Annotated in this window: 25 protein-coding genes; 10 read left to right on the plus strand and 15 right to left on the minus strand. The window is 71.5% G+C overall.

Annotated elements, in window-relative coordinates; genetic code table 11:
• Window positions 1-1,085: 1,085 nt before the first annotated feature.
• From ACIGZJ_RS36065 to ACIGZJ_RS36075, 3 genes are read right to left on the minus strand one after another with little or no spacing between them, the layout of a single operon-like run.
• Entirely contained in the window at window positions 1,086-1,646 is a 561-nt protein-coding gene (locus tag ACIGZJ_RS36065) for a hypothetical protein (protein WP_396461252.1), read from the minus strand.
• Complete coding sequence (locus ACIGZJ_RS36070) at window positions 1,643-2,269, minus strand: hypothetical protein (RefSeq protein ID WP_396461253.1); 627 nt, start codon at window positions 2,267-2,269, stop codon at window positions 1,643-1,645. The genes ACIGZJ_RS36065 and ACIGZJ_RS36070 overlap by 4 nt, the downstream gene beginning before the upstream one ends.
• Complete coding sequence (locus ACIGZJ_RS36075) at window positions 2,269-3,438, minus strand: hypothetical protein (RefSeq protein ID WP_396461254.1); 1,170 nt, start codon at window positions 3,436-3,438, stop codon at window positions 2,269-2,271. Before ACIGZJ_RS36075 ends, ACIGZJ_RS36070 begins: the two co-directional genes overlap by 1 nt.
• 564 nt (window positions 3,439-4,002) lie before the next feature.
• On the opposite strand from ACIGZJ_RS36075, the gene ACIGZJ_RS36080 reads away from it, so the two are divergent.
• The 5 genes from ACIGZJ_RS36080 (at window position 4,003) to ACIGZJ_RS36100 (ending at window position 7,788) form a co-directional block, all read left to right on the plus strand.
• On the plus strand, window positions 4,003-4,410 hold the full coding sequence (locus ACIGZJ_RS36080) for a hypothetical protein (protein ID WP_396461255.1): 408 nt from the start codon (window positions 4,003-4,005) through the stop codon (window positions 4,408-4,410).
• Window positions 4,411-4,432: 22 nt separating this feature from the next.
• Window positions 4,433-4,993, plus strand: coding sequence for a hypothetical protein (locus tag ACIGZJ_RS36085; protein WP_396461256.1), 561 nt, complete (start codon window positions 4,433-4,435; stop codon window positions 4,991-4,993).
• Between the two features lie 170 nt (window positions 4,994-5,163).
• A complete protein-coding gene (locus tag ACIGZJ_RS36090; RefSeq protein WP_396461257.1) occupies window positions 5,164-6,534 on the plus strand; it encodes an exonuclease domain-containing protein in 1,371 nt (456 codons plus the stop codon).
• A gap of 17 nt (window positions 6,535-6,551) precedes the next feature.
• The gene (locus tag ACIGZJ_RS36095) at window positions 6,552-6,998 is read left to right on the plus strand and encodes a hypothetical protein (protein ID WP_396461258.1); all 447 of its coding nucleotides are present in this window, start codon (window positions 6,552-6,554) and stop codon (window positions 6,996-6,998) included.
• A 55-nt stretch (window positions 6,999-7,053) separates the two neighbouring features.
• Window positions 7,054-7,788 (plus strand): nuclease-related domain-containing protein, encoded by a 735-nt coding sequence (locus ACIGZJ_RS36100; RefSeq protein WP_396461259.1) that lies wholly within the window; start codon window positions 7,054-7,056, stop codon window positions 7,786-7,788.
• Window positions 7,789-8,216: 428 nt separating this feature from the next.
• On the opposite strand, the gene ACIGZJ_RS36105 is transcribed toward ACIGZJ_RS36100, so the two are convergent.
• The 10 genes from ACIGZJ_RS36105 to ACIGZJ_RS36150 form a co-directional block, all read right to left on the minus strand.
• Window positions 8,217-8,615 carry a hypothetical protein gene (locus ACIGZJ_RS36105; protein WP_396461260.1) on the minus strand — a complete coding sequence of 133 codons (399 nt, stop codon included), beginning with the start codon at window positions 8,613-8,615 and terminating at the stop codon, window positions 8,217-8,219.
• Window positions 8,616-8,680: 65 nt separating this feature from the next.
• A complete protein-coding gene (locus tag ACIGZJ_RS36110; protein ID WP_396461261.1) occupies window positions 8,681-9,508 on the minus strand; it encodes a hypothetical protein in 828 nt (275 codons plus the stop codon).
• Entirely contained in the window at window positions 9,505-9,987 is a 483-nt protein-coding gene (locus ACIGZJ_RS36115) for a hypothetical protein (protein WP_396461262.1), read from the minus strand. Before ACIGZJ_RS36115 ends, ACIGZJ_RS36110 begins: the two co-directional genes overlap by 4 nt.
• A gap of 20 nt (window positions 9,988-10,007) precedes the next feature.
• Complete coding sequence (locus ACIGZJ_RS36120) at window positions 10,008-10,685, minus strand: hypothetical protein (protein ID WP_396461263.1); 678 nt, start codon at window positions 10,683-10,685, stop codon at window positions 10,008-10,010.
• The gene (locus ACIGZJ_RS36125) at window positions 10,682-11,197 is read right to left on the minus strand and encodes a hypothetical protein (RefSeq protein ID WP_396461264.1); all 516 of its coding nucleotides are present in this window, start codon (window positions 11,195-11,197) and stop codon (window positions 10,682-10,684) included. The genes ACIGZJ_RS36120 and ACIGZJ_RS36125 overlap by 4 nt, the downstream gene beginning before the upstream one ends.
• Complete coding sequence (locus ACIGZJ_RS36130) at window positions 11,194-11,343, minus strand: hypothetical protein (protein ID WP_396461265.1); 150 nt, start codon at window positions 11,341-11,343, stop codon at window positions 11,194-11,196. Before ACIGZJ_RS36130 ends, ACIGZJ_RS36125 begins: the two co-directional genes overlap by 4 nt.
• Window positions 11,340-11,627, minus strand: a complete 288-nt coding sequence (locus ACIGZJ_RS36135; protein ID WP_396461266.1) for a hypothetical protein — start codon at window positions 11,625-11,627, stop codon at window positions 11,340-11,342. Before ACIGZJ_RS36135 ends, ACIGZJ_RS36130 begins: the two co-directional genes overlap by 4 nt.
• The gene (locus tag ACIGZJ_RS36140) at window positions 11,624-11,941 is read right to left on the minus strand and encodes a hypothetical protein (RefSeq protein ID WP_396461267.1); all 318 of its coding nucleotides are present in this window, start codon (window positions 11,939-11,941) and stop codon (window positions 11,624-11,626) included. Before ACIGZJ_RS36140 ends, ACIGZJ_RS36135 begins: the two co-directional genes overlap by 4 nt.
• A gap of 65 nt (window positions 11,942-12,006) precedes the next feature.
• Window positions 12,007-12,195, minus strand: a complete 189-nt coding sequence (locus ACIGZJ_RS36145; protein WP_396461268.1) for a hypothetical protein — start codon at window positions 12,193-12,195, stop codon at window positions 12,007-12,009.
• Window positions 12,192-12,428 (minus strand): hypothetical protein, encoded by a 237-nt coding sequence (locus ACIGZJ_RS36150; protein ID WP_396461269.1) that lies wholly within the window; start codon window positions 12,426-12,428, stop codon window positions 12,192-12,194. Before ACIGZJ_RS36150 ends, ACIGZJ_RS36145 begins: the two co-directional genes overlap by 4 nt.
• Window positions 12,429-12,753: 325 nt before the next feature.
• Here ACIGZJ_RS36150 and ACIGZJ_RS36155 point away from each other — a divergent pair, with 325 nt between their 5' ends.
• The 5 genes from ACIGZJ_RS36155 (at window position 12,754) to ACIGZJ_RS36175 (ending at window position 19,120) form a co-directional block, all read left to right on the plus strand.
• Window positions 12,754-13,455: a ParA family protein gene (locus ACIGZJ_RS36155; RefSeq protein ID WP_396461270.1), complete on the plus strand. Its 702-nt coding sequence runs from the start codon at window positions 12,754-12,756 to the stop codon at window positions 13,453-13,455.
• Window positions 13,455-13,874: a hypothetical protein gene (locus ACIGZJ_RS36160; RefSeq protein ID WP_396461271.1), complete on the plus strand. Its 420-nt coding sequence runs from the start codon at window positions 13,455-13,457 to the stop codon at window positions 13,872-13,874. Before ACIGZJ_RS36155 ends, ACIGZJ_RS36160 begins: the two co-directional genes overlap by 1 nt.
• 141 nt (window positions 13,875-14,015) lie before the next feature.
• Entirely contained in the window at window positions 14,016-16,097 is a 2,082-nt protein-coding gene (locus ACIGZJ_RS36165) for a hypothetical protein (RefSeq protein ID WP_396461272.1), read from the plus strand.
• 213 nt (window positions 16,098-16,310) lie between these two features.
• Complete coding sequence (locus ACIGZJ_RS36170) at window positions 16,311-18,443, plus strand: type IV secretory system conjugative DNA transfer family protein (RefSeq protein ID WP_396461273.1); 2,133 nt, start codon at window positions 16,311-16,313, stop codon at window positions 18,441-18,443.
• Window positions 18,440-19,120: a hypothetical protein gene (locus tag ACIGZJ_RS36175; RefSeq protein ID WP_396461274.1), complete on the plus strand. Its 681-nt coding sequence runs from the start codon at window positions 18,440-18,442 to the stop codon at window positions 19,118-19,120. Before ACIGZJ_RS36170 ends, ACIGZJ_RS36175 begins: the two co-directional genes overlap by 4 nt.
• 57 nt (window positions 19,121-19,177) lie before the next feature.
• On the opposite strand, the gene ACIGZJ_RS36180 is transcribed toward ACIGZJ_RS36175, so the two are convergent.
• Window positions 19,178-19,663 carry a hypothetical protein gene (locus ACIGZJ_RS36180; protein WP_396461275.1) on the minus strand — a complete coding sequence of 162 codons (486 nt, stop codon included), beginning with the start codon at window positions 19,661-19,663 and terminating at the stop codon, window positions 19,178-19,180.
• Window positions 19,664-19,696: 33 nt separating this feature from the next.
• On the minus strand, window positions 19,697-24,766 hold the full coding sequence (gene mobF / locus ACIGZJ_RS36185) for a MobF family relaxase (protein WP_396461276.1): 5,070 nt from the start codon (window positions 24,764-24,766) through the stop codon (window positions 19,697-19,699).
• Window positions 24,767-25,355: the final 589 nt, after the last annotated feature.

Raw genomic sequence — 25,355 nt, forward strand, 5'->3', positions numbered from 1 at the left:
GAACAGACAGATGTCCCAAGGGCTCTGCCTGCTCACTAGAGGGGGTCTTGGCACTGCGGGTTGGGGGTTGCACCTTCGGTACGCCCTTTCACGGTTCGCATTGCTTCAACCGGGCTGCGGGGATTACTCGCGCCCTGGGACCGGGATGTGCTGGCAGCTCGGGAGGTCGCGTCTCCGCCCGGTCTGCCCGGGCCTCGGCTGGGGTCCACCTTGTTCGCCCCCGGGTTTCCCACGGAGGCAAGGCCGAACGGCTGTCAGCTCCATTTGCCTGTTGCTCCAGCAGCGCTCTCCCTCCGCTCAGGGGGTTGGGGTGAGCCGCCTCTGCTGTGCCTTCTCTACCTCCCGGGGGCTACCGGGGTCGGTTCTTTGGTAACCCGGTCCGTTCTCCTACCGGGGACTCTGTCCGGACTCCCCGCCGTCGTCAGGACGGGGCCACGGGCCGGTTTCCGGGGTCCGGTCTCCCCTGGGCATGTTCACGACGTCCACCCGCCATGGTGGTGCCGCGTCTCGCTCTGCGACGTGGGCAGGCGGAACCGGCGGACCCCGTGACGGGTGATGGGCCTCAACGCCTAGGCGGAGGCGGTCGGTAGCGGTCTGTGACGTACCCGGCGTGTCTTTGGGCAGTGCTGTGCAGACCGAGCGACGGACGGCTATAGTCGTCTCCCGGATGAGCATGCTGAAGGGTGTGTCGTCCTGGCCTCCGGCCCCGGGAAGTTTGGCGACCTCGGTGGGGCTGAAGGAGAACTGAAGCGGTATGAAGTTGGACGTGGCGTGCGCCTCGGATCGGGATTGCAGTCCCGGGCGGGGCGCTTTCTGCTGTCTGGGGCCTGTCTAGGCGACTCCGAGATCGATGGGTTTAAGCCACCGGGCAGCATTTCACAACCCGGACGGTCCGCGCTGGTGATGACACGCACTCACTCGGAATGTGTGTAGATCATCCCGATATGTCGCACCGGGGTTGACCCACCACCACCTGACGCACCTACACCGGAACCGGCCTGGTGCCTCACCACGATCTCAAGAACGATCATACCCCTTGAGTCTTGAACTTCAAGACTCAAGGGGTATGTGGTGCTGCGGGTTTGTCAGAACGGCGGCTCGATGCCTAGTCCGAGCGTCGGCCCCTCGATGGCGGGCAGGGGCGCCGCGATCTCGGCGGCCGGCGGTTGCAGGGTGGCGGCCGCGTCCCTGGCAGCGCCCATCGCGACGTCGAGCTGGTCGGCCGTCATGCCGGTGGGCACCGCGGCCGCCTCCGGGGCGGGCGGGGCGACGTCCCACGACTCCGGCTCGGCGGCCGGGCTGTCGATGGCCGGCGGGGACTCCTGGGGGCTGTCGTACCCGTGCTCGGCGCCCCACGCGTCCAGCTTCTCCAGCTCGGCGCGGTACTCCTCCTCGGTGAACAGCCCTTCCTCGTACCCCCAGTCCAGGTCTTGGTACGCCTGCTCGTGTTCCAGCCGTTCCCGCCGCTCGATCTCCTCGGGCGGGGTGACGTCCTCATAGCTCAACCCCTCGTCAGCCAGACCGGGGTCGTACTCGCGGGACAGGCGCCCGGTGTCGTCCAGGTCCTGCTCGGTGGCCGGAGCTACGGGCGGCAGTTCGATGTCGTCCCAGGGCTGCCACTTGAAGGGCTGGTCGTCGTCGCTCACTTGGCCTTCTCCTTCGTCTTGGTCGTCCGGGTTGCCCACCCGGGGACGGTGCCGGAGTATCCGACCGGCTGGGTCACCACGCCCCACGCTGCCAGATCCCGGCTTCGCCAGAGGGAGTTCGACCGGTCAGACCAGCTGGCGGCGGTGATGGCCTCTTGGCGGAGCATCCCGGCCCCGTCACGTCCGAGGTAGAACGCCTCCCACCCGCGCGACCAGCCCTCGCTCGCCTTGCGCTTGTAGCGGCGGACCATGCCGCGGACCTGGCCGTCGTGGACAACCACCCACGTCTGCGTGACCTCGTCGCCCTCGCGCTGGCCGAGCGTCCAGCCCGGGCCCAGCTTGTCGGACATGTCCACGGTCTTGACCAGCGGCTGGTTGAGCTGGGCCTGGTAGCGCTCGACCCGCGCGGCCTGGGCCGTGCTGCAGGCCGCGCACTCCAGCCTCTGGCGGGCGGTGTGGGTGTAGTCGGTCACCTGCCACCCGGCGGCGGTGAACCGCTCCCGGACGCCCTGCGGTAACCGTTCCTCGGGAAGGTGCAGTTCCTGGCCGTGCTCGTCGCGGAACGGCTTCAGGCAGAGGGAGCACTGCGGCACGTACCGGGTGACGGCCTTCCAGCTCGTCATCAGACGGCCTTGCCGGGCTTCTGGGCCTCGTCCAGCTGGCGCTGCAGCTCGGTGATCCGGGCGGCCTGCTTCTCGACCTCTTCCTGCAGTTTCGCGGCCCGGTCCTCCTGGCGGCGGGCGGCGTCGGCGGCGTCCCGGCGGCCGGCCTCGGCGGTCTCGGCGGCGGTCTTCAAGGTGGAGATGGTCTCGTCCTTGGCCTTCGCCGTGGCCGTGGCGACGGCGGCCCGTTCCTTGACCTCGGTGACCTCGGCGGCACACCGCTCGGCGACCAGCTTGGTCTGTTCCTCGGCGGCGCGGGCCTCGGTCTTCGCCTCCTCGGCGGCGGCCTTGGCCTCCGCGGCCTCCTTCTGTGCGGCGTCGACCCGCTGCTGCTGGTCCTTCAGCACCTGCTCGGCGGCGGCCTTCTCCTGCTTCCGCGCCTCGGCCACGTCCGCCTTGAAGCGCTCCGTCTCCGCGCGGACGGCAGCGACCTCGGCGGCCGCGTCGGCCTTGGCCTGCTCGACCTTGGCGTCGGCGGCGGCCTGGTGCTCGCGCACGCGCTCCTCGGCGGCCTCCTGGGCGGCGGTGATGGCCTGCTGCTGCTCGGTCTTCAGCCGCTCGGCCTCGGCCTTGAACCGGGTGGTGGCCTCGTCCAGCTCGGCGACGGCCTGGGCGGCGGCCTCCTCGGCGGCCTCCTGGGCGTCCTTGGCGGCGTCGGCGGCCTTCTCCGCGGTGATGCGCCGCTGGTGCTCGTCGGCGAGCTTCTTCGCGGCCTCGGCGGTGCGGACGTTCGCGGCCTCGTCCACGGTCTGGATCTCGGCGGCGGCGGCCTCGGGGTCGGTGGCCGTCTCCAGCAAGTCCTTGTACTGGGGCAGCTCCGACAGCAGCTTGTTGATCCCGGCCAGCACGTCGTCCTTCAGCACGGCAAGACGGGCGACGGCGGCCTGCACCGGACGGTCGGAGGCCTGTGCCTCCGCCGTCGTACCGGTGCCGGCGGCCTCCGCCTTGAGCAGACGCTTCTTCTCCCGGAAGGCGGACAACGGGTTGTGGTCGGGGTCGCTGCAGTACTTCAGCGCGCCGCCGGTCTTCCCGGGCGTCTTGGGCGCCGGCGGGTTGGTGCAGCCCGGGAACGCACACCGGGGTGCGCTGTCCTCCGGGGTCGGGGTCTCGCTCGCTGCCTGCTCGCTCACTGGCATGCCTTCCTCGCTCGCGCGGGCCTCGGGCGGCCGGTCCGCCCTCCCTGCCTAACCCATAGCATAGCATTGCATCGCATTGCGTTGCAAGTAATGCATTGCTTGATATGTAATGAAATGTATTGCCGGGGAAGGGCCGGCTGTCTGCTGCCCAGCTCTCCGCTGGCGGCCGCCAGTCCTCCCCCGGCTCGGGGTGGTCCCCTCGGAGGGCGGCAATCACGGTGGGGGCGCGCCCTGGTGGGGGCCTAGGGACCGGGCGCCGCCGGGCGCCCGGCCCGGGCGGGAGTTTCTGGTGGTCGTCGCCCCTCGGGCGGCGGCCGGCGGAAAGTCCTGACCGGGTTGCCCTAGGTCTCCGCCGGGGTGTGCCATGGTGCGGAGGGCCGTCCTCCGAGGGGACCGCACCGGGCCCCCGCACCCACCCCACTGCCAACGGCGGGTCAGTCCCGGCACGGATCGGCCCGGGTCCTCTTGGTTGGGTGGCCCGCCGGAGGCCGTCGTGACCTGCAGGCGGGGCCGCTCCTGCGGGCACGGCACCGTTCGGCGGCGGGGCAGACTGTGCGGGTGACGAATGATCAGCAGAACCCCCGGCGTCCCCTCGGCAACGGACCGGCCCAGCAACCGGTGCCCCCCGCCGGTCGGCGGCCGCGCACCAACCCGTGGGAAGGGACGTCCGTCCCGGCGGCGAGTGCCCCGGTCCCCCTCGCCGGGCGCCGTCCGCTGGCCGTGCCTGGCACCGGCCCGGCGGCCGCCGCGCTCACCCGGCCGTACGCCTGGAACGCGGAGACCGGAACGGTCACGTGTCGGCGCTGCGGCCGCTCCGGCCTCGACCTGGTCGACGTCGCCGACGCGGGCCGCTGGCACGCGGTACACCGCTCCGACTGCACTCCGCCTGCCCTGGTCGACGCGGAGGTGGTCGACCTCATGGACCGGCTGTCTCAGCGTGCACACGCTATGAAAGACCCCGAGTAAGAACGGATCTCCGTAATCTGAAATGACCGACAAAACGAAACTCACGGCCAGCATCACTGTTCAGCAGGCGGGCCGTCTGGCGCTCCGCTCGAAGCGGTACAGAAAAGAGCAGAGTGAATATCTGGAAGAGCTGAGAAAAGAGGGGTTGACACAGCGGGAAGCCCGGCTGGAAATGGCACGGGTCCGTGCCGAGTGGTGGCCTCCGCTGGAGGAGGTGGTGGCCGCGGCTCTCGACCTGCGCCTGGCCGAGCCGGACCTGGCCGGCCCGTGGCCAGAGCTCACGGAGGAGGAAGAACTGGGGATGGCGCTCTCGGGGCGCTGGCCCGGTCCCGCGCTGCCGGCCAGGCTGTGCCAGCGCAACTACCTGGTGCCAACCGACCTGGTGAGGCGCCTTCGTACAGCCTCATGGAGGGTGAGCGCCGAACCCCTCGCGCTCCTCGGCGACGGCGGCCTGGTCCGGGTCAGCCACCTGCCGGGGAACCTGCAGGCCGAACGCGAACGCCTCGCGGACCTCGTGCACTCCCCCGGCCGCATCGTCCGCCAAGCGCTCGACCGGTACAGCATCGTTGAGCCGAACGAGTGATGCGATCGTTGGGGAGAACAACGGATCTTCATTGTTGGAATTCATTTCGGTAATGAGTTCAAGTGTCGGCCCCGAATATCGGTTCGGGTTTTCTCGGATGCTTGCATTCCGGCACGGTTCGGCGTATTTCTTGATACGCTCCGAATGTCCCCGAGGAAAGGAGATGCCCCGTGACTGATATCGAAACTCCGACCGATCCCGGCCGGGCCGCGCGGGGTGAGCCGCTGCGGCTGGAAGACGGCGTCCCGGTGTTCAGCTCCGGTGAAGCGCCGGCCTACCTGCGCACGGCGACGCAGCTGCGGCAGCAACGGTTGAAGGTGAGGAAGGGGCAGTTGCCGCTGGCGTACGTGGTCACGCTGTTCTTCATCCCGGGGGCCGGTGCGACGTACGGGCAGCGTGCGCTCTACGACCCGGCGGGGGCGGAACGGATGAGGCCGCTGCCGGGGCGGGTCAAGCTCCGGATGGAGGCCCGACGGACCTGTCCGAAGTGCTCGGTGCTGCGGCCGTACATCGTGCGGGGGGAGTGCACGGACTGCCGGGGCAAGGCGGCGGCCGCGCAACGGCGGGTGCACGCCCGGACCTGCGGGAAGTGCGGGGCGACCCGCCCTCGCCCGTACCCGGTGGTGCGTCGGCAGGCCTACCTCCCGGCCCGGATGTGTCCGCCGTGCCGGCTCGCGGTGGCGGCCGAGCGCCGGGAGCGGGAGGCCCGGCTGCTGCTGCAGGCCGTGACCTGCGGGGGGCTCTCCGAGTGCTCGGCGCGGGTGGCGAGCAAGGCGGAGTACCGGCGGTGGCGGAAGGCGAATCCGACCGGCTGGTGGCAGCCGCGGGTGTGCCCGGCCTGCACGGAGGAGATGGCCCGTCGGCGGGCCGAGCGGCTGGAGGCCGAGCGGCGGGAGCGGGAGGCCGAGCGCCGGGCCCGGCTGGAGGAGGTGGCGCGCCTGCAGGCGTGGGCGGCGGCAGCGCTGGCTGACCCGACCGTGGTGGTCCTGGATACCGAGACGACCGGGCTGGACTCGGACTCCCTGCTGGTGGAGATCGCGGTCATCACGACGGACGGGGAGGTGCTGCTGGACACCCTGCTCCACCCTGGGGTGCCGATCCCGGTCGGCGCGACCCGCGTGCACGGCATCACCAACGAGATGGTGGAGGGCCAACCGCTCTTCAGCGACATCCTGGTGAAGCTCACCGGGGCACTGATGGGTCGTCGGGTGCTGATCTACAACGCCTCGTACGACGTCGGCCGGCTGCGGTGGGCGCTGACCCTGCACTACCGGATGGAGGGGCATGCCGATCCGGAGGCCAGTGCGGCGGCCTGGCTGGACAGCATGACGTTCGCCGACGTGATGATGCCGTACAGCGCGTTCGTTGGGGACTGGTCGGACTACCACGGCAACTACCGGTGGCAGCCGCTCGGCGGAGGACACCGGGCGCTCGGCGACTGCCGCGCGGTGCTCGATGTCCTCTGCGAAATGGCCCGGGGCCACGGCGACGTCCCGGTGGTCCCGGCCCCGGCCGGCCCCGGGCGGGAGTTGGTGGCCTGATGGTGCAGCTTCGCCTGATGACGGATGACAGAGCGCTCGGCGAGCAGGTCCTGGAGCTGCTGCTGCCGGTGCTGGAAGACGCGGTGACGCTGGTGGCGGGCGAACCGACCCGGCTCAACCACCGAAGCGGGGGCTTCCGCGCGGTGCTCGACCTGCGGCCGGCCACCGGGGACGAGCAGCTGGCGACGGCCCTGCGGCTGCGGAGGGAGCGGCACGTGGGCTCGCTGGTCTTCCGGGAGGGCGACCGGGTGCGGCTCGCGGTCGGCCAGCACGGGACGTCCGTGGATGAGGGGCTGGAGGACGAAGGGGAGGACTGCCGGATCCCGTACGACGTGCCGCGCGGCACGACCGGCCAGATCGTCCTCGTCCGCCAGTACGTCACCCCGCTGCCCTACCGGGTGGCTCTCGACGTCCGGGGCGGCCTGGAGTTGAACGTGGCCGCGCACGACCTGGAACGGGTGTAAGCGAACCGCCCGGCGGGGAGCGTCCCCGCCGGGCCAACTATCGGGAGGGGAACACGTGGTAGGGATTCCGCAGCAGCGCGGCGGCGGGGCGGGGGCCTCGGCGGAGAGGATGGGCCGACAGCAGCGCGACGCCGTGCGGGCTCGCCAGCACGCGCGGGCCCGCTGGGCTCTGCCGGCGGCCGCGGTCGTCGGCCTGGTCGTCGCGGTGCTCGTCGGTGCGTCGGGCTGGCTCGCCCTGGTCCTGGTGGTGCTGCTCGTCGCGGTGGCTGCCCGCCGGGTGTACCGGCCGGCGGGTAACTCCTGGACGAAGGGAGCGGAGGGCGAGCGACGCACCGCGCAGATGCTGATCCCCTTGCAGCGCGACGGGTGGAGTGCCCTGCACGACCGGGCGGTGCCCGGCAGCAAGGCGAACGTCGACCACTTGCTGATCGGGCCGGCCGGGGCGGTGATGGTGGACTCGAAGTTCTGGACCAGCTCGAAGTCCCGGCTGCGGCTCGACGGGGGCCGGCTCTTCTACGGCCGGTACGACCAGACCAGGACGCTGCAGACGGCCGCGTGGGAGGCCCAACAGGCAGCACGGGTGCTCGGCGTCCCGGTGCGGGCCATCGTCGCCGTGCACGGGGCGACGGTGCCGGGCGGCGTCCTGATGCTGGAAGGGGTCACCGTGGTGCCGGCCAAGCGGGTGCCGCACATCGTCCGCAACTTCGCCCCGATGCCGGGATTCGACCCCTACCGGGTGCAGCAGCTGGTCGCGCTCGCCGAGCGGGGCCTTCCTCCGCACGGCGGCTGACCCTGGTCAGCAGGAAGGGCCCCGGCCGGCGCCGGGGCCCTTCGTCGTTTCCACCTGGGATAGATCCGATATGCCGACTTGTTGACATCAGCCTTCGCACGGTCACCCCCTCGGCCGGCGCGTTCGGCACCCGGTGCCGGAGAGCACCGAGCCGACCGGCGCCCTGCGCCGGACGGCGGCCCCCGCTGCTCGACCAGCCACACCTCCCCCTTTACGTCACGGCGGTTCACCCCCGCGCTTGCCCCGCCGAGTAGTTCTCTTACGGCGGCGACGCCCTCGGCACGGGCGGTCGGCGCGGCTGCGGGCCCTGACCTGCGTCAGAGGCCACCTGACAGGGTGCTCCCCGAACCGACCGAAGCGGCTCGGCGGAGGGGAAACGGCGGAGGGGCCCCGGTCACCCGGGGCCCCTCCGTCTTGCCTGGGCTGCTTCAGCGGGCCCTGCCGCCGGGCTCCAGTGCCTCGGCGGCTGCCAGCCCGGCGGCGCGCGCGGCCGCGGCGGGCCACTCCAGCACGACCTCGCCGGGCTCCTGCACGATCTGGTCGCGCTCGTCCCACGCGGTGCAGTGGCTCCTCTTGGCGCCGTCCTCCGTGCCGATGATGGTGATCTGCCAGACCGGCCACTGGGTGCTCGGCCGCGGGCCCCGGTCGATCTCGATCACGTCGTACTCGTAGCCGTTCCTGGTCTTGTACCGGCCGCCGACCTTCCGGGGGCCGATCTGCTGCGACACCCATTCCTCGTAGGTCGGCTCCGGCGGACAGATCGGGCACTGCGCGTCGGTGCACCACTCCTCGTGGTCCTGCTGCTCCTGGTCGTCGGCGTACGGCATCCCGGTCTCCTCTAGGTCTGTGGTGGTGTCCGGCGGTGCCGAACTGGTCAGGGTACGCGGCGGCTTCACGGCCGGCTGCCGTTTCGCAGCAGCGCGGTCAGCCACGTGATGAACCGCGGCCACCACCCGGCGGTGCTCGGCTCGACGGCGGCCGGCGCCGGGGCGGCGCTCGCCTCGGCCAGCTCGGCGGCGACGGCGGCGCGCTCCATCTCGTCGGCCAGTTCGGCGGTGGTGAACTCACGCTCGCGTTGGTCGACCAGACGGGCGGCGGCGGCCTGGGCCCACCGGTATTCGTCAGCCATGCTCCAGGGCCAGTCCGTGGGGCCGACAGGCATCAGGGAGAGAAGCCGGTCCCACGCGCGTGCTGTGGTCACCTCCTGGCGTTCGCCAGGCAGGGCGTCCGCGGCGGCGTCGAAGACGTCGACCGACACACCCGGGGCCATGCCGACGGCGACGGTGTACCGCTGGCGGTACCGGTCGATCTCGACGGTCCAACCCTGCCCACGCCAAACCGCGAAGTGCTGGTCGACCCGGTCCCCGCTGTGATCCTCCAGCCAGTGCACGACGGTGGTTCGGGCCCACGCCGCGGCGGTGGCGGGGTTCGGGAACTCGACCCACCGGCTGGCCTGATCGCCGAACCAGGTCTCTCGGAGGACTCCGTAGGTCCGGATCTCCTGCTCCACCAACCAGTCGTCCGGGAAGGTTCCAAGAACGCTCGTCCGCCCGAACGATCCGGCCGTGGTCTGCGCAACCTGGATCAACTCACCGCGGTACGGCAGCTCATAGACTGGGGCAACGGCGTTGATCGCCTCGGCGAGCGTGGTGTTCTCGCTGAACCGACCGTGGTGGAGGCCTTCGAGATAGGGCTGGTCGATTTTCCGATCGGTGATCACTGGGTTGCCTTCCTGGTAGCGGCACGCCACGCGGCGTACTGGTATCGGACATACGCCCTGCAGCCCCCGGCCTCGGCCCACTCGGGGGCATGGGGCCCGAGTGGGCCGGCAGCCTCGTCCCACACGTGGTCGTGGGCCTGCAGGGCGTTCGCGGCCTGGATCGCGGGACTGCCGGCGCTGTCGTGCTCCGGGTCCTGGTGGTGCTCTTCCTCAAGGGCGATCCGGTCGCACAGCGCGGCCCACCTCAGCAGGTGCTCGCGGTGCTGGGGGCCCTGGAACGGACGGCCGGCGGCCTGCTGTTGCAGAAGCTCGGCCAGCTCGTCGCCGATCGCGGGCGCGCCGGCGTAGGGGTCGACGGCGGAGACGTCCCGGTGCACGGTGCCCTCCTCCACGCGGTGCTCGCGCCGCTGGACCCGCAGCTGCTGCAGGGTCATGGCCACCACCACGGTGACGGCGGCGGCGATCCATCCGTACTGCATCGCTCTGCGTCCCATCCTCGTCACTGGTCGCGCTCGGCGGCGGCAAGTTGGGGAAGTCCGGCCCCGATCAGCAGGGAGGCCTGGAAGGTGGCGGGGTCGACGGCCCGGCGGTCCTCGATCGCCTGGGCGAGCATCAGCCCGTACGCGAGTGCCTGGGCCTGCGCGTTGCCCTGGATCTGGGCCACCTGAACGTCGGCGAAGCGGTGGACCTGGGCCATCTGCAGCTCGTGGTACCGCTGTTCGGCGCGCTCGGCGGCGGCCCGCCAGTGCCGGGCGCTGAGCGCGTACACCATCGCGGTGGCCACCAGCCACATGATCAGCGCGAGTGCCGGGCTCTCGGTGTAGGCAGCGACGCCGAGCAGGGCGAACGATCCGCCGGCGCCGAACGCGGCGGCGGTCAGGATCGGGTCGCCGTGGGTCTTCGACGCCGAGACGATCCCGTACAGGGTGGCACCGCTAGCCAGAGCGATCATCAGAGCGGCGTCGCCCCAGCTCCCGGCGGCACCCTGCGCGTTCCACACCCGGGCGAGGATCAGCGCGGTCGTCGTGGTGAGCGCGGGGAAGAGCCGTCCGCCGTACCGGCTGGCGGCGTAGGCGCCCAGACTCATGATCTGCGGCGGCTGCGCGGGCACCAGCGGGGTAACAGTCGGCGCCGGGGTGGGACTGAGCCACGCGGGAAGCTGCTGGTGGGCGGTCATCTGCTGATCTCCAAGCTGTGATCGGGAGTCGGATCCGGGGCACGGCCCCGGGCGTGGATCTCGTCTTCTTCGCGCCGGCGCCGCTCGCGCTGCTCGGCGAAGGTCTGCAGGGTGTCGACGGCGGCCTGCAGCTGCTGGTCCGGCAGAGGCCGGCCGGGCTTGCTGCGCTGCCGCTCTCCGGGGGCGGGCGGGTGCCACTCGGGGCCGTGGGGCCCGTAAACGGTGACCGGGCCCGGATTGGCCGTGCCCGGCGGGGGCCGGCCGATCTCGGCGACCAGCCGCCCCCGGTACACGACCCCGCCGTCCAGCAGGACTTGAAAGGCGCGGTTCTGGGAGGGGTGTTGGCCGGGCCGCACCGCCTGGGCGGGGGTGAGGGGGGTACGGCAGACGCGCTCTCCGTCGATCGCCAGCCCCTGGCCGTCGACCACGACCTGGTGACCGGCGCGCTCGATGACCAGCCGCGGCTCCACCCACTCCGCCCCGCCGGTCTCCGGGGCGGCCCGGCGGGTCACGCCTCGGAGTCCGGGGGCGCCGGCGGGACGTCCGGGGGACGGACGGAGGGCTCCGCCGGGTCGACGGGCTCGGGCTGCTCGACGTCGTCGGCGCCGAACAGCGCCAGCTGGTCACCGCGGAACGGCTCCACCCGACGGCGGCTCACCAGTGCCTCCTCGCCCGCCACGTGCGGGGCGCCCGGGCGGCGGCGGCCACCAGGGCGGCCGCGATACGGAGGGTAGACAGCAGAACGGCGAGCAGGGGCAGGCGCCAGACCAGCACGGCGACGGCGACCACCCCCGCGTAGGCGGTGCCGGCCATCCGTCCCGCGTCGGCGGCGGGCAGGCCGGTGTGGGTGAGAACGGCGACCAGGGCCAGCGCGGCGGCGAGCATCGCGGCCATCGCGGTGACCTGGACGCGCGGCTCCTGGGCCGCGTAGCTCGTCCTCACTTCGCCACCTGCCAGTCCGCCAGCAGGGGCCAGCTCGGGGCGTCCGCGACGGCGGCCGCGCACGCGGCCATCCGGGCGGAGGCCTCCGCGGGGTACTCGCCGAACTCGCTCGCCACCCGGCCCTGCCGGGCCTCCTCGCTGATGCTGCGCACGATCGCCCGCACCAGCGGGCGGATCAGCATGCGGGGCTCGTCCTTGATCTGGGCCGTCGTCATGTCGGAGCTGAACAGGGCGGCGGCGGCCCAGCTGCGGAACGCGTCCCCGGTCAGCCCCAGCTCGTCCAGGGGGATCAGGTTGGTCTCGGTCTGCGGCATTGCAGCCTCCTCAGGCTGCCCGCCGGGCGGTCCGCACCGCCCGGCGGGCTGGGTGACGGACGGGATCAGTACCGGTTGCCGACGCCGGGGGCGAGGGAGCTGCCCATCGCGCCCGCCTGCGCGTTGCCGTGGGCCACCGCGTTGCCGAGCTGGCCGTTGACGGCGCCCTGGCTCTGGTTGTCCGCCTGGCTGGCCTGGTGCCGCTGGTAGTCCTGCAGGCACTGCTGCTGCAGGGTGGTGGTCTGCTCGCTCATCGGGCCATCACCTGGGCCTCGGGGGAGTCGACGGCGGACAGGCTGCACACCGGGCAGGCCACGCTGACCAGCGCGCCGTTGCGGCGGACCACGACCCTGCCGAAGCCGTTGCAGTTCGGGCAGGTGCCGGCGGGCCGGATGCGGCCCACGACGAGCACGCCGCGGCCGTCCTGGTGCGGCCTGGGGTTGAGCACCGTGAGGCGGTGCTGGGGGCTCCTGAGAGACTGGGACATGACGGTTCCCTCCACGGGGGATCGGTCCACGCCTGCGGAGCGGTGACACGCTCGGCTGCAGGCTGAGAGGGCCGGGGGCGGGAACCCCCGGCCCTCTCGTCGTGGTCACAACTGTAGACCCTTGGAGTCTTGAAGTTCAAGACTCCAAGGGTATGATTGTTTCTGAGCCCGAGAGACCGGTAGTCACCAGCTCGAAATGGTCTCGCCTTCGCGAGTCCGGGAGTCGCTGACCTGCAGAGTCCTAAGCTCGTGGGGCCTGCACGTACAAGAGACAAGGGAGCTGAGAATGCCGAAGGTGGTGCATCCCCCCTGGGAAGGTCCGCCGGTGATCGTGTGGATCTTCGCCGGGAAGGGAGGGATCGGGAAGAGCACGCTGTCCTTCCTGATCGCCTGGTTGCTCGGGCACATCGGTCGGACCCTGCTGATCGACGCGGACGCCCGGCAGGAGGACGGCAGCAGCAGTGAGCTCTACAACCAGCTGACCGTCGACCCTGTCATGGACCTCGCGACGGAGGACGACGCGGAGAAGCTGGCCCAGCTCCGGGAGGTTCGCGGCTACCGGTTCGTGGTCGTGGACAACGGCCCCCACCGGGACCGCAAGCGGCTGGAGCAGGGCTGCCGCAACGGGGACATCACGATCGTCCCGCTGACGCTCGACTACCTGGAGGCGCGAGCCATCATGTCGAGCCTGCGGGAGATCGTGATCCCGTCGGGGTGCAAGTACCGGGTCGTCATCAACAAGGTGCCGGCGGTGCGAAAGGCGAAGGCCCAGCGCACCAGCCAGAGCCTGGACCTGGTCCGCATCCCGGTCTTCCGCACCCACATGCGGGCCCTGGTGGCCCACCAGGACGCCGGCCAGCTCGGCATCCCGGTAACGGAGGGGACGCTTCTCACCTGGAAGCCCGCTGCGGAGGACGCTCGCAACCTCGTGGATGAGCTGCTGGAAGACCTGGGCCTGCAGGATCGGGTCCCCCGTCCCAAGCCCCGGCCCAAGTCCCGACCGACGAAGAAGAAGGCGAAGAACTGATGGCGAAGAAGGATCTCGGCGAGATCATCAACGACTCGATGGGGGACAACACGGCCGGCAACACCCGCAAGCGGTCCACGACGCTGAGTCAAGCCGTCAGCGCGGCGAAGAAGACCACCACCCCGAAGTTCACGCAGTTGAGGGGGGACCAGCTGATCGAACTGGACGCCCTGACCCGTGAACTGCAGGCCGCCCGGACGTCGAAGGCCGAGCGGATCACGGCGAACACCGTGATCCGGGTCGCGGTCGACGTGATCCTGGCCCGCCGCAGCGTCCTCGTCGGGAACACCGAGGAACAGCTGAAGGCCAGCGTGATCTCGTACCTCGAGCATCTGGAAGGCCTGGAGTCCCGGGTTCAGGAACTCGAAGAGGCTCGGAGCCTCGAAGATCAAGACTCCAAGACCACTAAGGGCAAGTAGCCCCAGACAGCAAGGGACCTCGGCGGGGGTTTCGAAGGTCACCGCCGAGGCCCGGACGCAGAGATTCGGAGAACCAACGTGCGTCACCACGACCAGAGTACGGCCAGTGATATCCGCTGGTCAGCAGCGGGATCCAGCCAGATGGACAGCCTGCTGTCCACCCTGCAGCACAAGCTGGAAGGGGCGCCCACCTGGGCGGCGTGGGTCGGCATCGCGGTGTTCGGCGTCGCCTTCCTGTGGGCGGCTCGCCGGGCGCTCTTCGGCACGAAGGGCCGGGCGAACGGCCTGCTCTCCTTCCTGAACGAGATGGGTCCGCAGGGCAAGATCGCGCTGACCGGCGTCGTCGTCTCCCTCTACGGCCTGTGGGGGTTCGGCCGGGAGACGGCCCAGCTCCCGGTGCCCATCCGGGTGGGCTTCGTGACGATGTTCGACATCGTGGAGCTATCGCTGTTCGGGATGCTCTACAAGCGGAGCCGGCCCGTGCTCGGGCCGGACGGCGAAGAAGGGGAGAAGCCCAAGTGGACCCGGGGCATGCGGACCATGCACTACACCGCGTGGGGTCTGGTCGTCTTCTCGGCCTGGGCGAACGTCGTGCACGCCCCCAACCTGGCCTCCGCCCCGTTCATGGCCCTGATGCCGGCGGGCGCGGCTTGGGTGGTGGAGCTGGAGCTGCGGGACCGGATGGGCGGCAAGGACGCCGTGGAGGAGTCCAGCACGGGCCCCTTCAAGCTGGTTGCGGCCCTGTGGCGGCGGCGCTGGGCGGAGACCTACGCCCGGCTCGGCGTCGACCCCACCAACCGTGACTCCGACCACCTCGTGAAGGTGGCTGCCGCACGCAACGCGGCCCGCCAGCTGTTCGTCCTGCGCGAGATGCTGACCCAGTCCGCCGCGGCCATGACCGGGAAGGTCGAGCAGGGACGCGCTCAGCGCCGCACGGCTCTGAAGGCGCTGGAGCAGCTGCAGGCACAGCGGGAGGAGACCCGGGTGGCCCTGGAGCGGGCCCGTTTCGGTCCGGACTCCCAGCAGGCGCTCGAAGTGCTCCGGGGGCTCGCCGGCTGGACGCGGCAGGACGACATCGCGATGGTCGACACCGGGGACGCGGAGAAGGTGGAGACGCTGATGGAGGAGGTAGCCATCATGCCCTCCGCCCGCAAGATCGAAGCTGCCGGGCACGCGGCCGCGGCCGAGTCCGCTCGGCAGGACGCCGAGCGCGCTCGGCAGGAAGCCGAGCAGGCGAAAAAGGATCTGGAGCGGGCGAAGACCGAGGCGGCCAAGGCGGTGGAGCTGGCCGAGAAGAAAGCGGAGGAATTGCGGGCGCTGGGCGTCGACGTCAACCGTGCTCGGGAGGACGCCAAGACCGCTCGGCAGAACGCCGACCGCGCTCGGCAGGACGCCGAGTCCGAAATGGCCGACTTGTCCACGAAGTTGGACACGCTCCGTCAGCAGGTGTCCGACGCCTCGGACCTGGTGGCCAAGGCCGCGCAGAAGCGGAAGGAGATGGAGTCCGCCGGCCTGACCGCGGCCGGGCAGAAGGAGAAGCTGGACGGGGAGATCCAGACTGCGGCCGAGCAGCTGGAGAAGCTGCAGCGCGCGGTGGCGGCGCTGACCGAGCAGCACGGGGAAGCCGCGCGGAAGGCCCGGGAGGCCGGCGACGCTGCCGAGCGGCTGGAGGGGGAGCTGAAGGAACTGCAGGAGCGGTCGGAGAACGAGCGGGCGACCGCTGAGCTGCAGGCTGCTGCGACGGCGGAGGCGGACCGGGCGGCGAAGAACGCGGCCGCGCGGGCGGAGGTGCTGGCCCTCCAGGTGCGGGAGGCGGAGCTGGCCCTGGACGATCTGCGGCAGACCATCCGGGCCGAACTGCCGGAGGAGGAACTGGAGGGCCTGGACCTCGACGGGATCGCGTTCCCGGGCAGCGCGGCGAAGCAAGAGGCGTGGGAGGAGTACTTGTCTCAGGTCACCAACGGACTGCCTACCCTCGACGCCAAGGCGCTCTCCGAGCGGTACTCCGTCACTGTCGGTAGGGCCCGTGAGTGGCGAGTGCACTTCCGGAGTCGTCGTCTCCGGATGATCGCTGCAGAGGCTGCCGAGCGCACGCCGGACGGTGCCGAGCGCGGGGCTGAGGATGCCGAGCGCGGGGCTGAGGGCAGCCGAGCGGCCGCGATTCCGGCGCCCGCGCCGCTGGTCGACCCGGGGGTGTTCGCGGCCCACCAGACCGCGCGCTGACGGTCCTTTCGACGGGGGCCCGGTGCCCGGCCGAGCGCCGGGTGCCGGGCCCCCGTCGTGTGCCGAGCGGGCGGAGTGCGCCCCCTCGGCCCGGCCGAGCGCCGGAGGCGACCCGCCGAGCGCCGGACGCCCCGCCCCTGCTGCATGCCGAGCGCCGGAGGCAACCGGCCGAGCGCACCTCTGGAACTCGCCGAGCACAAAACTCTCGGAGTCTTGAAGTTCAAGACTCCGAGAGTTAGGCTTGGGTGGGCAAAACCGCTGCCCGTTGTCACTGCAGGGGCGTACGGTGATCGATCCGGTCACTGGTGCCTGTGCACACGCCCCCGGTCCGGCGTGGCCTCGCCGGACCGGGGCCCGAGACTAGGAGAGAAGCCCTCCATGATGTCCCGTGAACAGCACCCTATCGAGACCGACCACACCTCCCCGGAGGACTGCTGCCGGACCAAGCGCATTGGTCTGACGTCGGCGCCGGCGAAGTTGTCGCCGTTCGCCGCCGCGGCTGTGCCGGGCCTGCCGCTTGCCGCCGACGCTCAGCAGCACGGCGCCGCCGGCCCGGCCGTCGGGGAGGTCTTCAGCTCCGCCGGCGGCCTGGTCTGGGGCGTGCTCGGCGCGCTGCCCGGCGGGCACCTCGGAGGCCTCGGCCTGACCGCGGCCGGTTTCGGCGCCTGGGTCCTGTACCTCAAGGTCGCCAAGCCGGCCAACGGGGTGGTGAAGACGGCGAAGCTGAACGCCAAGGGGTGGGCGACGGAGAGGGATCTGGCGAAGAACCTGTCCCGCAAGGCGCTGGTCCGCCGGGCCTCGACGCTCCAGCCCTCCCTCGCGGACACCCCGCGCCGGCGCATCGTCCCGGACAGCGTCGGTCTGCGGCTGGGCAGGGACCTGATCCACCAGCTGGGCCTCTACATCGCGTGCGAAGACGGCGTGTTGATCTTTGCTCCGCCACGTGCGGGCAAAACTGCGCTGCTTGGCAACGCGGTGATCGACGCCCCCGGCGCGGTGATCGCGACCACCACCCGCGGGGACCTCTACGACACCACGGCCGAACTGCGCGCCCGCAACGGCGACGTGTGGGTGTTCAACGGCGACGTGAGCGGGATTCCCAACACCCTGAGGTGGTCCCCGGTGACGGGGTGTGATGATCCCAACGTGGCCGTGCGCCGGGCCGGTTACCTGCTGTCCGCCAGCGCGACCGGCAGCGACATGGAGAACGGGTCCTTCTGGGTCTCGAACAGCTTCAAGGTCTTGCGCACCTACATGATGGCGGCGGCCCTGGACGGCCTGACGCTGCTGGACGTGCGCCGTTGGGTCTCCAACCCCACCGACCCGCAGCCGCTGCAGATCCTGCGGGCGAAGGCCGACCGGGTGCCGGCCGGGTGGGCCGGAGACCTGCAGCAGGCGGTCAACGCGCCGGACCGCACCCGCGATTCGATCTACCTCACCCTCGCGACCACCTTCGAGTTCCTGTCGCTGCCGCAGGTCGCCGACATCGTCCAGCCCCGGCCCGGGGACCGGCCGTTCGACCCGGAGACGTTCCTGCGCGGCCAGCACACCCTCTACATGCTGGGTGAGGACAAGGCCTATGGGTCGGTCGCGCCGCTGTTCAGCTGCCTGACCGGCGAGATCTTCACCGTGGCCCGTGCCCTGGCCAAGACCAGCCCCGGCGGCCGCCTCGACCCGTTCTTCCGGATGGTGCTGGACGAAGCGGCGGTGATCTGCCCGCTGCCGCTGGACCGCTGGTCGTCCGACGCCGGCGGGTTCGGCATTCAGATGCTGATGAGCGTCCAGAGCCGTGCACAGCTCTTCAAGCGGTGGGGGCACTGGGGCGGGCAAGAGCTCTGGCAGAACCTCAACAAGGCCGTCCTGCCCGGCCTGAGCATCCTGGAGGACCAGGAAATGGTCTCCGCCATGGTCGGCGACCGGGAGGTGGAGGTGGCCTCGACCAGCGAGAGCGACGGGAAGACCGGTCGGCACACCTCGATGCAGCGCGAACGGATCATCTCCGCGGACAAGGTCCGCACCCTTGACCCGGGCACGTTCATCTTCTTCCACCGCGCGACCACCGCGGTCATGGTCGCCTTCACCCCGGTCTGGGAGCGCGACGACGTCAAGGAGCTGGCGAAGGCCCGGGAGAAGAAGGCCAAGGCGGCCGCGAAGTGGGCGAAGAAGGGGTTTGTGCTGGTCAACGACATGCCGGTGCAGGCTCCGCCGATGCCCTCGGCCAAGCCCTCCGCGCATGTCCCGGCCGCTGACCCGAACGCGGTGCCGTGGGTCCACGACCCGAGCGCCGCGCCGTGGCAGGTGCCGGGGCAGACTGAGCACGACACCACCCGAGAGGCAAGCGCATGACCTCCCCCAAGCCGTTCGACATCCCGGTGGGCCTGCAGCAGCTGAAGGCCCTGGACACGAAGTTCACGTCCCAGATTGCGGGCCTGCGAACCAACTTCGGCGAACTCGGGCACCAGCTCAAGCGGCAGGTCGAGCGGGTCGACGCGATCGAGAACCTGCGGCTGGCCGAGCGCATCGTGGAGATGTCCGGCATCCTCGACGGCCTGGTCCGCCGGGACAAGGCGGAGGTGCCGGTCTGGAACTGGTCCGCGATGAGCGCCGAAGAAGAGGGCGCCGCCTGGTCCCTGCTGGTCGCCTGGCTGCGGAACGTCCTCTACGTCCGATGGCCGGCCGACTACAGCAAGGCCCTCAAACCGTGCTGGTTCCAGCACCACGACGTGGTCGAGCTGCTGAGCGGCCTGTACCTGTCCTGGCGCTGGGCCTACGAAGACGAAGACGGCACCCCCACCCGGGTCTCGGAATGGCTGGACCGCTGGCGCCCCTCGCTGGTGGGCCGGATCGACTCGGAGGCCTGCTCGATGCACAACTGCACGCAGGACAACCACCGGGACCCCTGGCAGTACGTCGACCACCCGACCAAGTACGACGCCGAGCTGAGCGCCTACCTCAGCACCCGGCTGCAGCAGCTCCAGCAGCGTGACGCGCAAAGGGCCGCAGCAGCCCAGCAGACGGCCTGAAACGACGCGAAGCGGCCCCCGGATAGCCGGGGGCCGCTTCGTCGTGCTGGCGGGCCGTCAGAGCGCCGCGACCGGGCGGGGGCGGGGCGGCCGGCGCTTGGTGGCCCACTCCAGCGTCCTCAGGACCCCTGCGGAGTACCACTCCGGCAGGTGGCGCCACGCAAGCCCGTTCACCGCGTCCTCGGCCCGGATGGTCTCCCGGCCCACCTCCCGGACGGTCGGCAACGCCGGCTCCTCCCGGGGCTCCTCGCTGATCGGCGAGATCGGGCGCTCCCCCAGCAGCCACCGGACGGTGTCGACAATGCCCTGCAGGCAGGCCCCCGCGTGCCGGGGGTCGCACCACGCCAGTTCGAAGTGCGGCCCCTCAGCCCCCAGCAGCTGCTCGGCGTCGCCCTGCAGCTGCTGCAGCTCCTCACGGCTGTGGATCACGCTCTCAGGCACGCCGACGGCGGGCGCGGGCACGGCGGGCGGAACAGCGGGCGGCGGCGGTGCACCGGGGGGCAGGGTGTAGGCCGGCCGCGGCGGCGGTGTCGGCACGTTCACGGGCAACTCTCCCTAGGTCGGATCGCGTGCTGATCACATGCTGATACCGGTTCCCCGCTCCAGCTGGTCCACCACCTGCGCGTTGCGCGCGTCGGCGGCCGCGGAGCGGGCCTCCTCGATCTCCCTTATCTCGACGCGGGCCTGGGCCACCCGATCGTCCACCTTCGTCGCGCGGGAGTCGAGCACGTCCCGGGCCGAGCGGGCGGCGTCCACCGCCTGGTCGAGCCCTTCGCCCTCCAACTTCGGCTGACGACGGCGCTTGCCCGGGGCGGCGGCGTCGTCCTCGACGGCCTCCGCCTTGGCCTCGACCTGACGGCCGGCGACCGGCTCGGCGACCAGGGCCTGCTCGGTGACGGGCGCGGGGGCCTGCTCCGGCACGAAGACCTCGGGCTGCGGGGCGGGGATGTCCCACTCCGGCTCCGGCTCGGCCAGCTCCCACTCGGGCTCCGGCTCCTCCATGCCCCAGTCGAGATCGTCGGAGGGCTCCGCGTGGACGACCGGCGGGAAGTCCGGGGCGGCCTCTGCTTCCTCGGCCGGCCTGCGCAGTTCGAGCTGGCGGGCGGCCTCCTGGGCGCGTTCCCTCGTCTCCGCGGTGTGCTCGTGCCAGTCCTGGCGCACGGCGTGGACCACTTCGAGCTTCGCCGCCTGCTCGCTCAGCAGCGCGGTCTCCGCGTCCGCGGCGGCCTGGGCCTCCTCCAGCCGCTGACGGGTCGCCTCGTCGGCGCTCGCCAGCTCGACCTGCCGCTGGCCGGTCTCCCGGTGCAGCTGGTCAATGCGCTCGTAGGTCTCCCGCATCTGCTCGGCGACGTGAGCGGGCGCCCACGCCTCCTCCCGCTGGTAACGCTGGACCAGCTCCTCCAGCTGGGCGTCGCTCGCGCCGACCAGGTCCATCCGGTCCTCGGGCTGGCCGAGCGCACGGAACGCCCGGTCCCAGTCCAGCCGGAAGTCGACGGCACCGCGGCGCGGCCTCGGACCGATCGGGTCGACCTCGGCGTCGTAGCCGTGCGCCTCCCGGAACGCGGCCACGGTGCCGGCGCGCTCGACCCACGCGGCACGCTGCTCGGGCCGGTCGGCTCCGGGGGCCTCGCCCAAGCTGACGGCCCACTGCGGCAGTTCCTCGGCCTCGGCCAGCTCCTGGCCCAGCTGCAGGCGCCGTTCCTCCATGAACTCGGCGGCGGCCCGGGCGTACTCGCCCTTCTCGCCCTCGATGTCGGCCACCCGGGTCTGCCACCGGGCACGCTCCTCGGCCTCGGCGGCACGCTGCTCGGCCAGCTCGCTCCGGCGCTGTTCCTCCTGGCCGGAGTGCAGGACGTCCACCGCAAGGTTGGTCTGCAGGACCTGGTCCATCCACGCAGCCTCCGCCGCGTCCCACCCGGCCGGGCCGGTCGACGTCACCTCGACGTCGACCCACCCCTGGGCGGAGTCCCACGTGGTCATGCTGTAGCTCTGCCCGAACGGGCTGGGCTCCGGCTGCTCGGCGGCGGCGTGCGGCGCGGGCGGGGCGATCACCCACGCCTCCGGCTCCACGTCGTCCGCGGTCTGCTGGGGCACCCACGCCTCGGCGGTGTCGTCCCAGACCACCACCTGGGACGGCTGCGGCTCCTCGGCGGCCGCCGGCTCCTCGGCCGGGGCGGTCTCCTCGGCGGACACGCTCGGGAGCGGGCGCCACCCGCCGGTGCTCTCGTCGTAGGCCATCATCAGCTCGGGCCGCGCGGGAACGCTGGTCGGCACGGCCTGGGCCTCGGCGGCGACCGCCGGCGCGACGGCCCGCTGGACCTCGACGTGCACCCGCACGTCGGCCTCGTCCGCCCGGACGCGCTCGCGCTCCGCCATGTCGATCCGGATGCCGAGCCGCCAGTGCACGACGCTGCACACGTCCCGGACCCCGTCGAAGTCGCGTTCCAGCGCGCTGGCCAGCAGGGCCTCGGCGTCGAAGCCCTCCGCGCGGGCATGCCGCGCAAGCCTGATCAGCGGGCCGTAGGAGTCGGTCTCGCTCAGTCCCTCGTAGACCTCTTCGCCGAGTGCGTCCCGGATCACCCGCCCGAAGTCCGCTTCGGCCTGCTCGCGCTGCAGGTCATCCACGATGAACGACCACCTGGTCAGGCTCTCGGCGTAGGCCTGCGACTCCCGAATGACGGCGGTTGCAGCCTTCTCCGCGCCGACCGTCTCCAGCGTCTCGGTCAGCAGCGCGATGTGATCGGGAGTCTCGACGTCGGCGGTCTGCTCTCGGCGGTCCAGCTCGGTGACCTGGTAGACGTAGTTCGCGCCGCGGCCGCGGGTCATCTCCACGTACAGGCTCTCGCGGGTGCCGGCGCCGTCACGCACCGAGCGGCACCGCTCCACCGTGCGGCCCTGCGCGGAGTACACGGTCCCGGCGTAGGCCAGATCGACGTGCTTCTGCACGTAGTCGGACGGCAGGGTCATCAGGGTGCCGTCGTCGTAGCGCACGGTCAGCTCGCCGGTCTCCTGGTCACGGGCGACGACATCGACCACGTCGCGGTTCACCGCGTGGCGCTCGCCGTCCTCCGAGCGGACCCGGCGGTCGATCTCGCGCAGCTGGACACGGTCGCCCACGCCGATGGTGATGCCCCGTCCGGTCAGCTGGACGCCCCCGGCCTCGACCTGCCCGAGACGGACAAGGTCGGCGCGCGCCATGGCGGCCAGCTGGTCGGCCTGCTCCTGGGTCGCGGTGATCAGCAGGGAGTCGTATCCGGCGAGCGTGTCGGCGAGCCACCCCTGGTAGGCCGCGGCCATCATCTCCTCGCGGGTACCGCCGAACAGCCGCCCGTGGTCCTCGTAGAGGTCCAGCACTGCGGCGTCGCCCTCGCGCAGCCTCAAGCTCGCCTCGCGCTCCCACTCGTTGGTGAACCGGACGACCTCCTCCAGCTCGTACGCGCCGACGGTGGTCACCATCTCCTGGAACGCGCCGCCGGCGCCGACGGCGGTCAGCTGGTGGTGGTCGCCGGAGTACACGACCTTCGCACCGGCCGCGGCCGCCAGACGCCGGACCTTGTCCAGCGCGGCGGTCTCCGACATGCCGGCCTCGTCCACGATGACCAGCTGCCCGCGGTGCAGGCGGTACTGCTCCAGCTCCGGGGTCGACCGGCCTTCGGCCAGTGCCTTGTTCGCGTTGATGAACATCGCGAGGTTGCCGACGACGGACACGCCTTCGTCGGCCAGCACGCGGGCGGCCCGCTCGGACGTGGTCAGACCGATCACCCGGCGGCCGGACTTCGTCCACGCGTCGTGCAGGGCGCCGTTCAGCCGGCTCTTTCCGGACCCTGCGGGGCCCACCAGCACCTCGGCCTGGCGGCCGGACCCGAGGATCCCGCGCAGGGCGCGCTCCTGGCCCTCGTTCAGCCCCCGGCCCTCCACTGCGGCCTCGATCGCGCCCGCGCTGAACACCGGGGCGCCGTCCAGGGCGAGCGACGTCACCAGCCGCTCCTCGCGGTCGAGCTGGCGCTGGGTGCCGTAGCGCTCACCGCCGGGGGTGCCGTAGATCGACGTGCCGTCCGCCAGCTGCAGGCTCGGCGGGACGGGGATCAGCTCGGGCGCCGACAGCATCACCACGTCGACGTCCCGGCCGGTCAGAGCGGCGTCGGCCAGCTCCTCGACCACCGCGCGCACCTGGTGGGCCTCCAGCCCTCCGAGGCAGTCCGGCAGCAGCCTGGACACTTCGACCACCAGGGCGGCCCGGGTGAATGCGCTCTTCTCCGCCTGCACCGCGTCAACCGCGCGCTTGACCAGCGCGGTCGGGTCGAACTCCTTGGCTTCGGTGCCGTACCGGGCGGCGGCGTCCGCGACGGCGGCCGGCACGTCCGACAGTGCCTCCCGGGTGCTCGCCACGGCGGCGTCCTCCCAGCGCTGCAGCAGCTCCTCCCGGGGGATCGCCTCGCCCTTGCGGGGCCGCAGCTTGGGATCGGTGGCCACGTGGTCGGCCATCTTCGCCAGCTCGTGGGCCTTCGGCGGGTGCCCGTACCGCTCCTCGTAGGCCTTCGCCAGCTCGGCCACACCGCGGGTGACGGTGCGCCGGCGGCTGCTGAACTGCTCGCGCTGGGCGGCGCTGATCCCCAGCACCTCGCGGGCGACTCCGTCCGGGCGGGTCTGGAAGCGGATACCGAGACGACGGACCGCAGCCTCCTCGGCGACTCGCTCGGACACGTGTCCGGCGGCCTTCGCCTCGCGGTACAGCAGCTTCGCGTCGATGGCGCCCCACTTGGTGCGCTCCTTGCCGGTCACCGGGTCGGTGCTCGTGTACTGCACCCGGTTCCACACGGCGACGTGGACGTGCAGCTGCGGGTCGTTGTCGCGGGAGGTGTGCTGCCTGAACGCGGCGGCGGTCCACTCGTGCGCGTCCACCCGGCGGGTGGTCGACTCCTCGCCCTTCTTGCCCGCGTTGCGGCCCTCGCGCGCGTACCCGGCGTGCTGCTGCAGGTGGTCAAGCCCGGCCTGCACGCCCTCCATCCATGCGGCCCACACCTGGTCGGCCTGCCACGTGTAGTGGTCGGCCAGCTCGGCGTTCCCGGCCTCCCTCGCCTTGATCGCCTGGACCTGCAGACCGGCGTGGAGCAGGCTCCAGCTCTTCGGCGCGGAGAAGGTGATGTCGTAGTAGGTCCGGGCCTGGTCGCTGGTGCGGCGGACCTTCATCTCCGCCTCGCGCAGTTGCTCGGGAGTCGCGTTCGGACCGAGCGCCGCCTGGGCCTCCTCGATCTTCTTCTCTCGTGACTTCGAGTAGTCGCGCAGCTTCTGGCCCACCCGGTACTCGGCCCGCGCCTCCGCGTGCACCTTCGCCTTGGCGGCTCGGTACGCGGCGGTGCCCACCTTCAGCTCGGGGTGGTTGCCCCGGTAGGCAGCCCACTGGGCCTTCATCACGTCGTGTAGCTCATCGATCCGGCGCGGGTCTGAAAGATGTGTGTACATCTCTCGCATCAGGGTGGGGTCGACTTCACCCACCAGACCAAGGCCGGCGGAGGCGCTTCCCATCCAGACCCCGGCCGGTTCGCCGCCCTGCTCGATGGCCTTCAAGTAGTAGTTTTCGCCGCCGCTCGCGACCGCCGACAGCAGGTAGTCCGGGCTCGCGCCTCGGCTCACTGTGGCAGTCATGATCGGCAGGATACGGGGCCATCGGCTCATGAGGCAAGGGTGTGTGGGTCAAAAAAGGACGGGCACAGCACAGCAAAACAGAAGCACAGCAGACGTGGAGTAAGGAGAGGCAGAGTCAGAGCGGTAGCAAGCCATAGCAGAAGAGGCAACCGTGGCAGCGACGACCACAGACGAACAGCAGACCGAACATCAGCAACGCCTGGCGGACCACGAACAGAAACGGCCTCATCGGCAGAACCCCGGCCCGGCAGGACCCCCACAGCAACCTGCACACCGGAACCCACCCGAACGGGAAGCGCGCGACTGTTACCTGACGTGACCACCCACCCGCGCCGGCGCCCGGCCTGGTCTAGCGTGCACCCGCCATGAACGCCCGCCCCCGCCGACCCTGGCCACCCACCGCCAGAACCCACCGCCCGGACCTCGACCACCCCCGCCGAGCGCGGCCGCGCCGCGCGGCGGCGATCACCCACCGCGACACCCCGCCACCACCCACCCGCGCCGGCGCCCGGCCTGGTCTAGCGTGCACCCGCCATGAACGCCCGCCCCCGCCGACCCTGGCCACCCACCGCCAGAACCCACCGCCCGG

It is taken from the genome of Kitasatospora sp. NPDC052868 (genome assembly GCF_044547105.1).
Lineage (GTDB): Bacteria > Actinomycetota > Actinomycetes > Streptomycetales > Streptomycetaceae > Kitasatospora.

Bases quoted from the DNA above. Each gene is read 5' to 3' on its own strand.
- ACIGZJ_RS36070 (WP_396461253.1), bottom strand. From the start codon at position 2,269: ATGACGAGCTGGAAGGCCGTCACCCGGTACGTGCCGCAGTGCTCCCTC.
- ACIGZJ_RS36085 (WP_396461256.1), top strand. From the start codon at position 4,433: ATGACCGACAAAACGAAACTCACGGCCAGCATCACTGTTCAGCAGGCG.
- ACIGZJ_RS36095 (WP_396461258.1), top strand. From the start codon at position 6,552: ATGACGGATGACAGAGCGCTCGGCGAGCAGGTCCTGGAGCTGCTGCTG.
- ACIGZJ_RS36105 (WP_396461260.1), bottom strand. From the start codon at position 8,615: ATGCCGTACGCCGACGACCAGGAGCAGCAGGACCACGAGGAGTGGTGC.
- ACIGZJ_RS36115 (WP_396461262.1), bottom strand. From the start codon at position 9,987: ATGCAGTACGGATGGATCGCCGCCGCCGTCACCGTGGTGGTGGCCATG.
- ACIGZJ_RS36120 (WP_396461263.1), bottom strand. From the start codon at position 10,685: ATGACCGCCCACCAGCAGCTTCCCGCGTGGCTCAGTCCCACCCCGGCG.
- ACIGZJ_RS36140 (WP_396461267.1), bottom strand. From the start codon at position 11,941: ATGCCGCAGACCGAGACCAACCTGATCCCCCTGGACGAGCTGGGGCTG.
- ACIGZJ_RS36145 (WP_396461268.1), bottom strand. From the start codon at position 12,195: ATGAGCGAGCAGACCACCACCCTGCAGCAGCAGTGCCTGCAGGACTAC.
- ACIGZJ_RS36150 (WP_396461269.1), bottom strand. From the start codon at position 12,428: ATGTCCCAGTCTCTCAGGAGCCCCCAGCACCGCCTCACGGTGCTCAAC.
- ACIGZJ_RS36160 (WP_396461271.1), top strand. From the start codon at position 13,455: ATGGCGAAGAAGGATCTCGGCGAGATCATCAACGACTCGATGGGGGAC.
- ACIGZJ_RS36165 (WP_396461272.1), top strand. From the start codon at position 14,016: ATGGACAGCCTGCTGTCCACCCTGCAGCACAAGCTGGAAGGGGCGCCC.
- ACIGZJ_RS36175 (WP_396461274.1), top strand. From the start codon at position 18,440: ATGACCTCCCCCAAGCCGTTCGACATCCCGGTGGGCCTGCAGCAGCTG.
- mobF (WP_396461276.1), bottom strand. From the start codon at position 24,766: ATGACTGCCACAGTGAGCCGAGGCGCGAGCCCGGACTACCTGCTGTCG.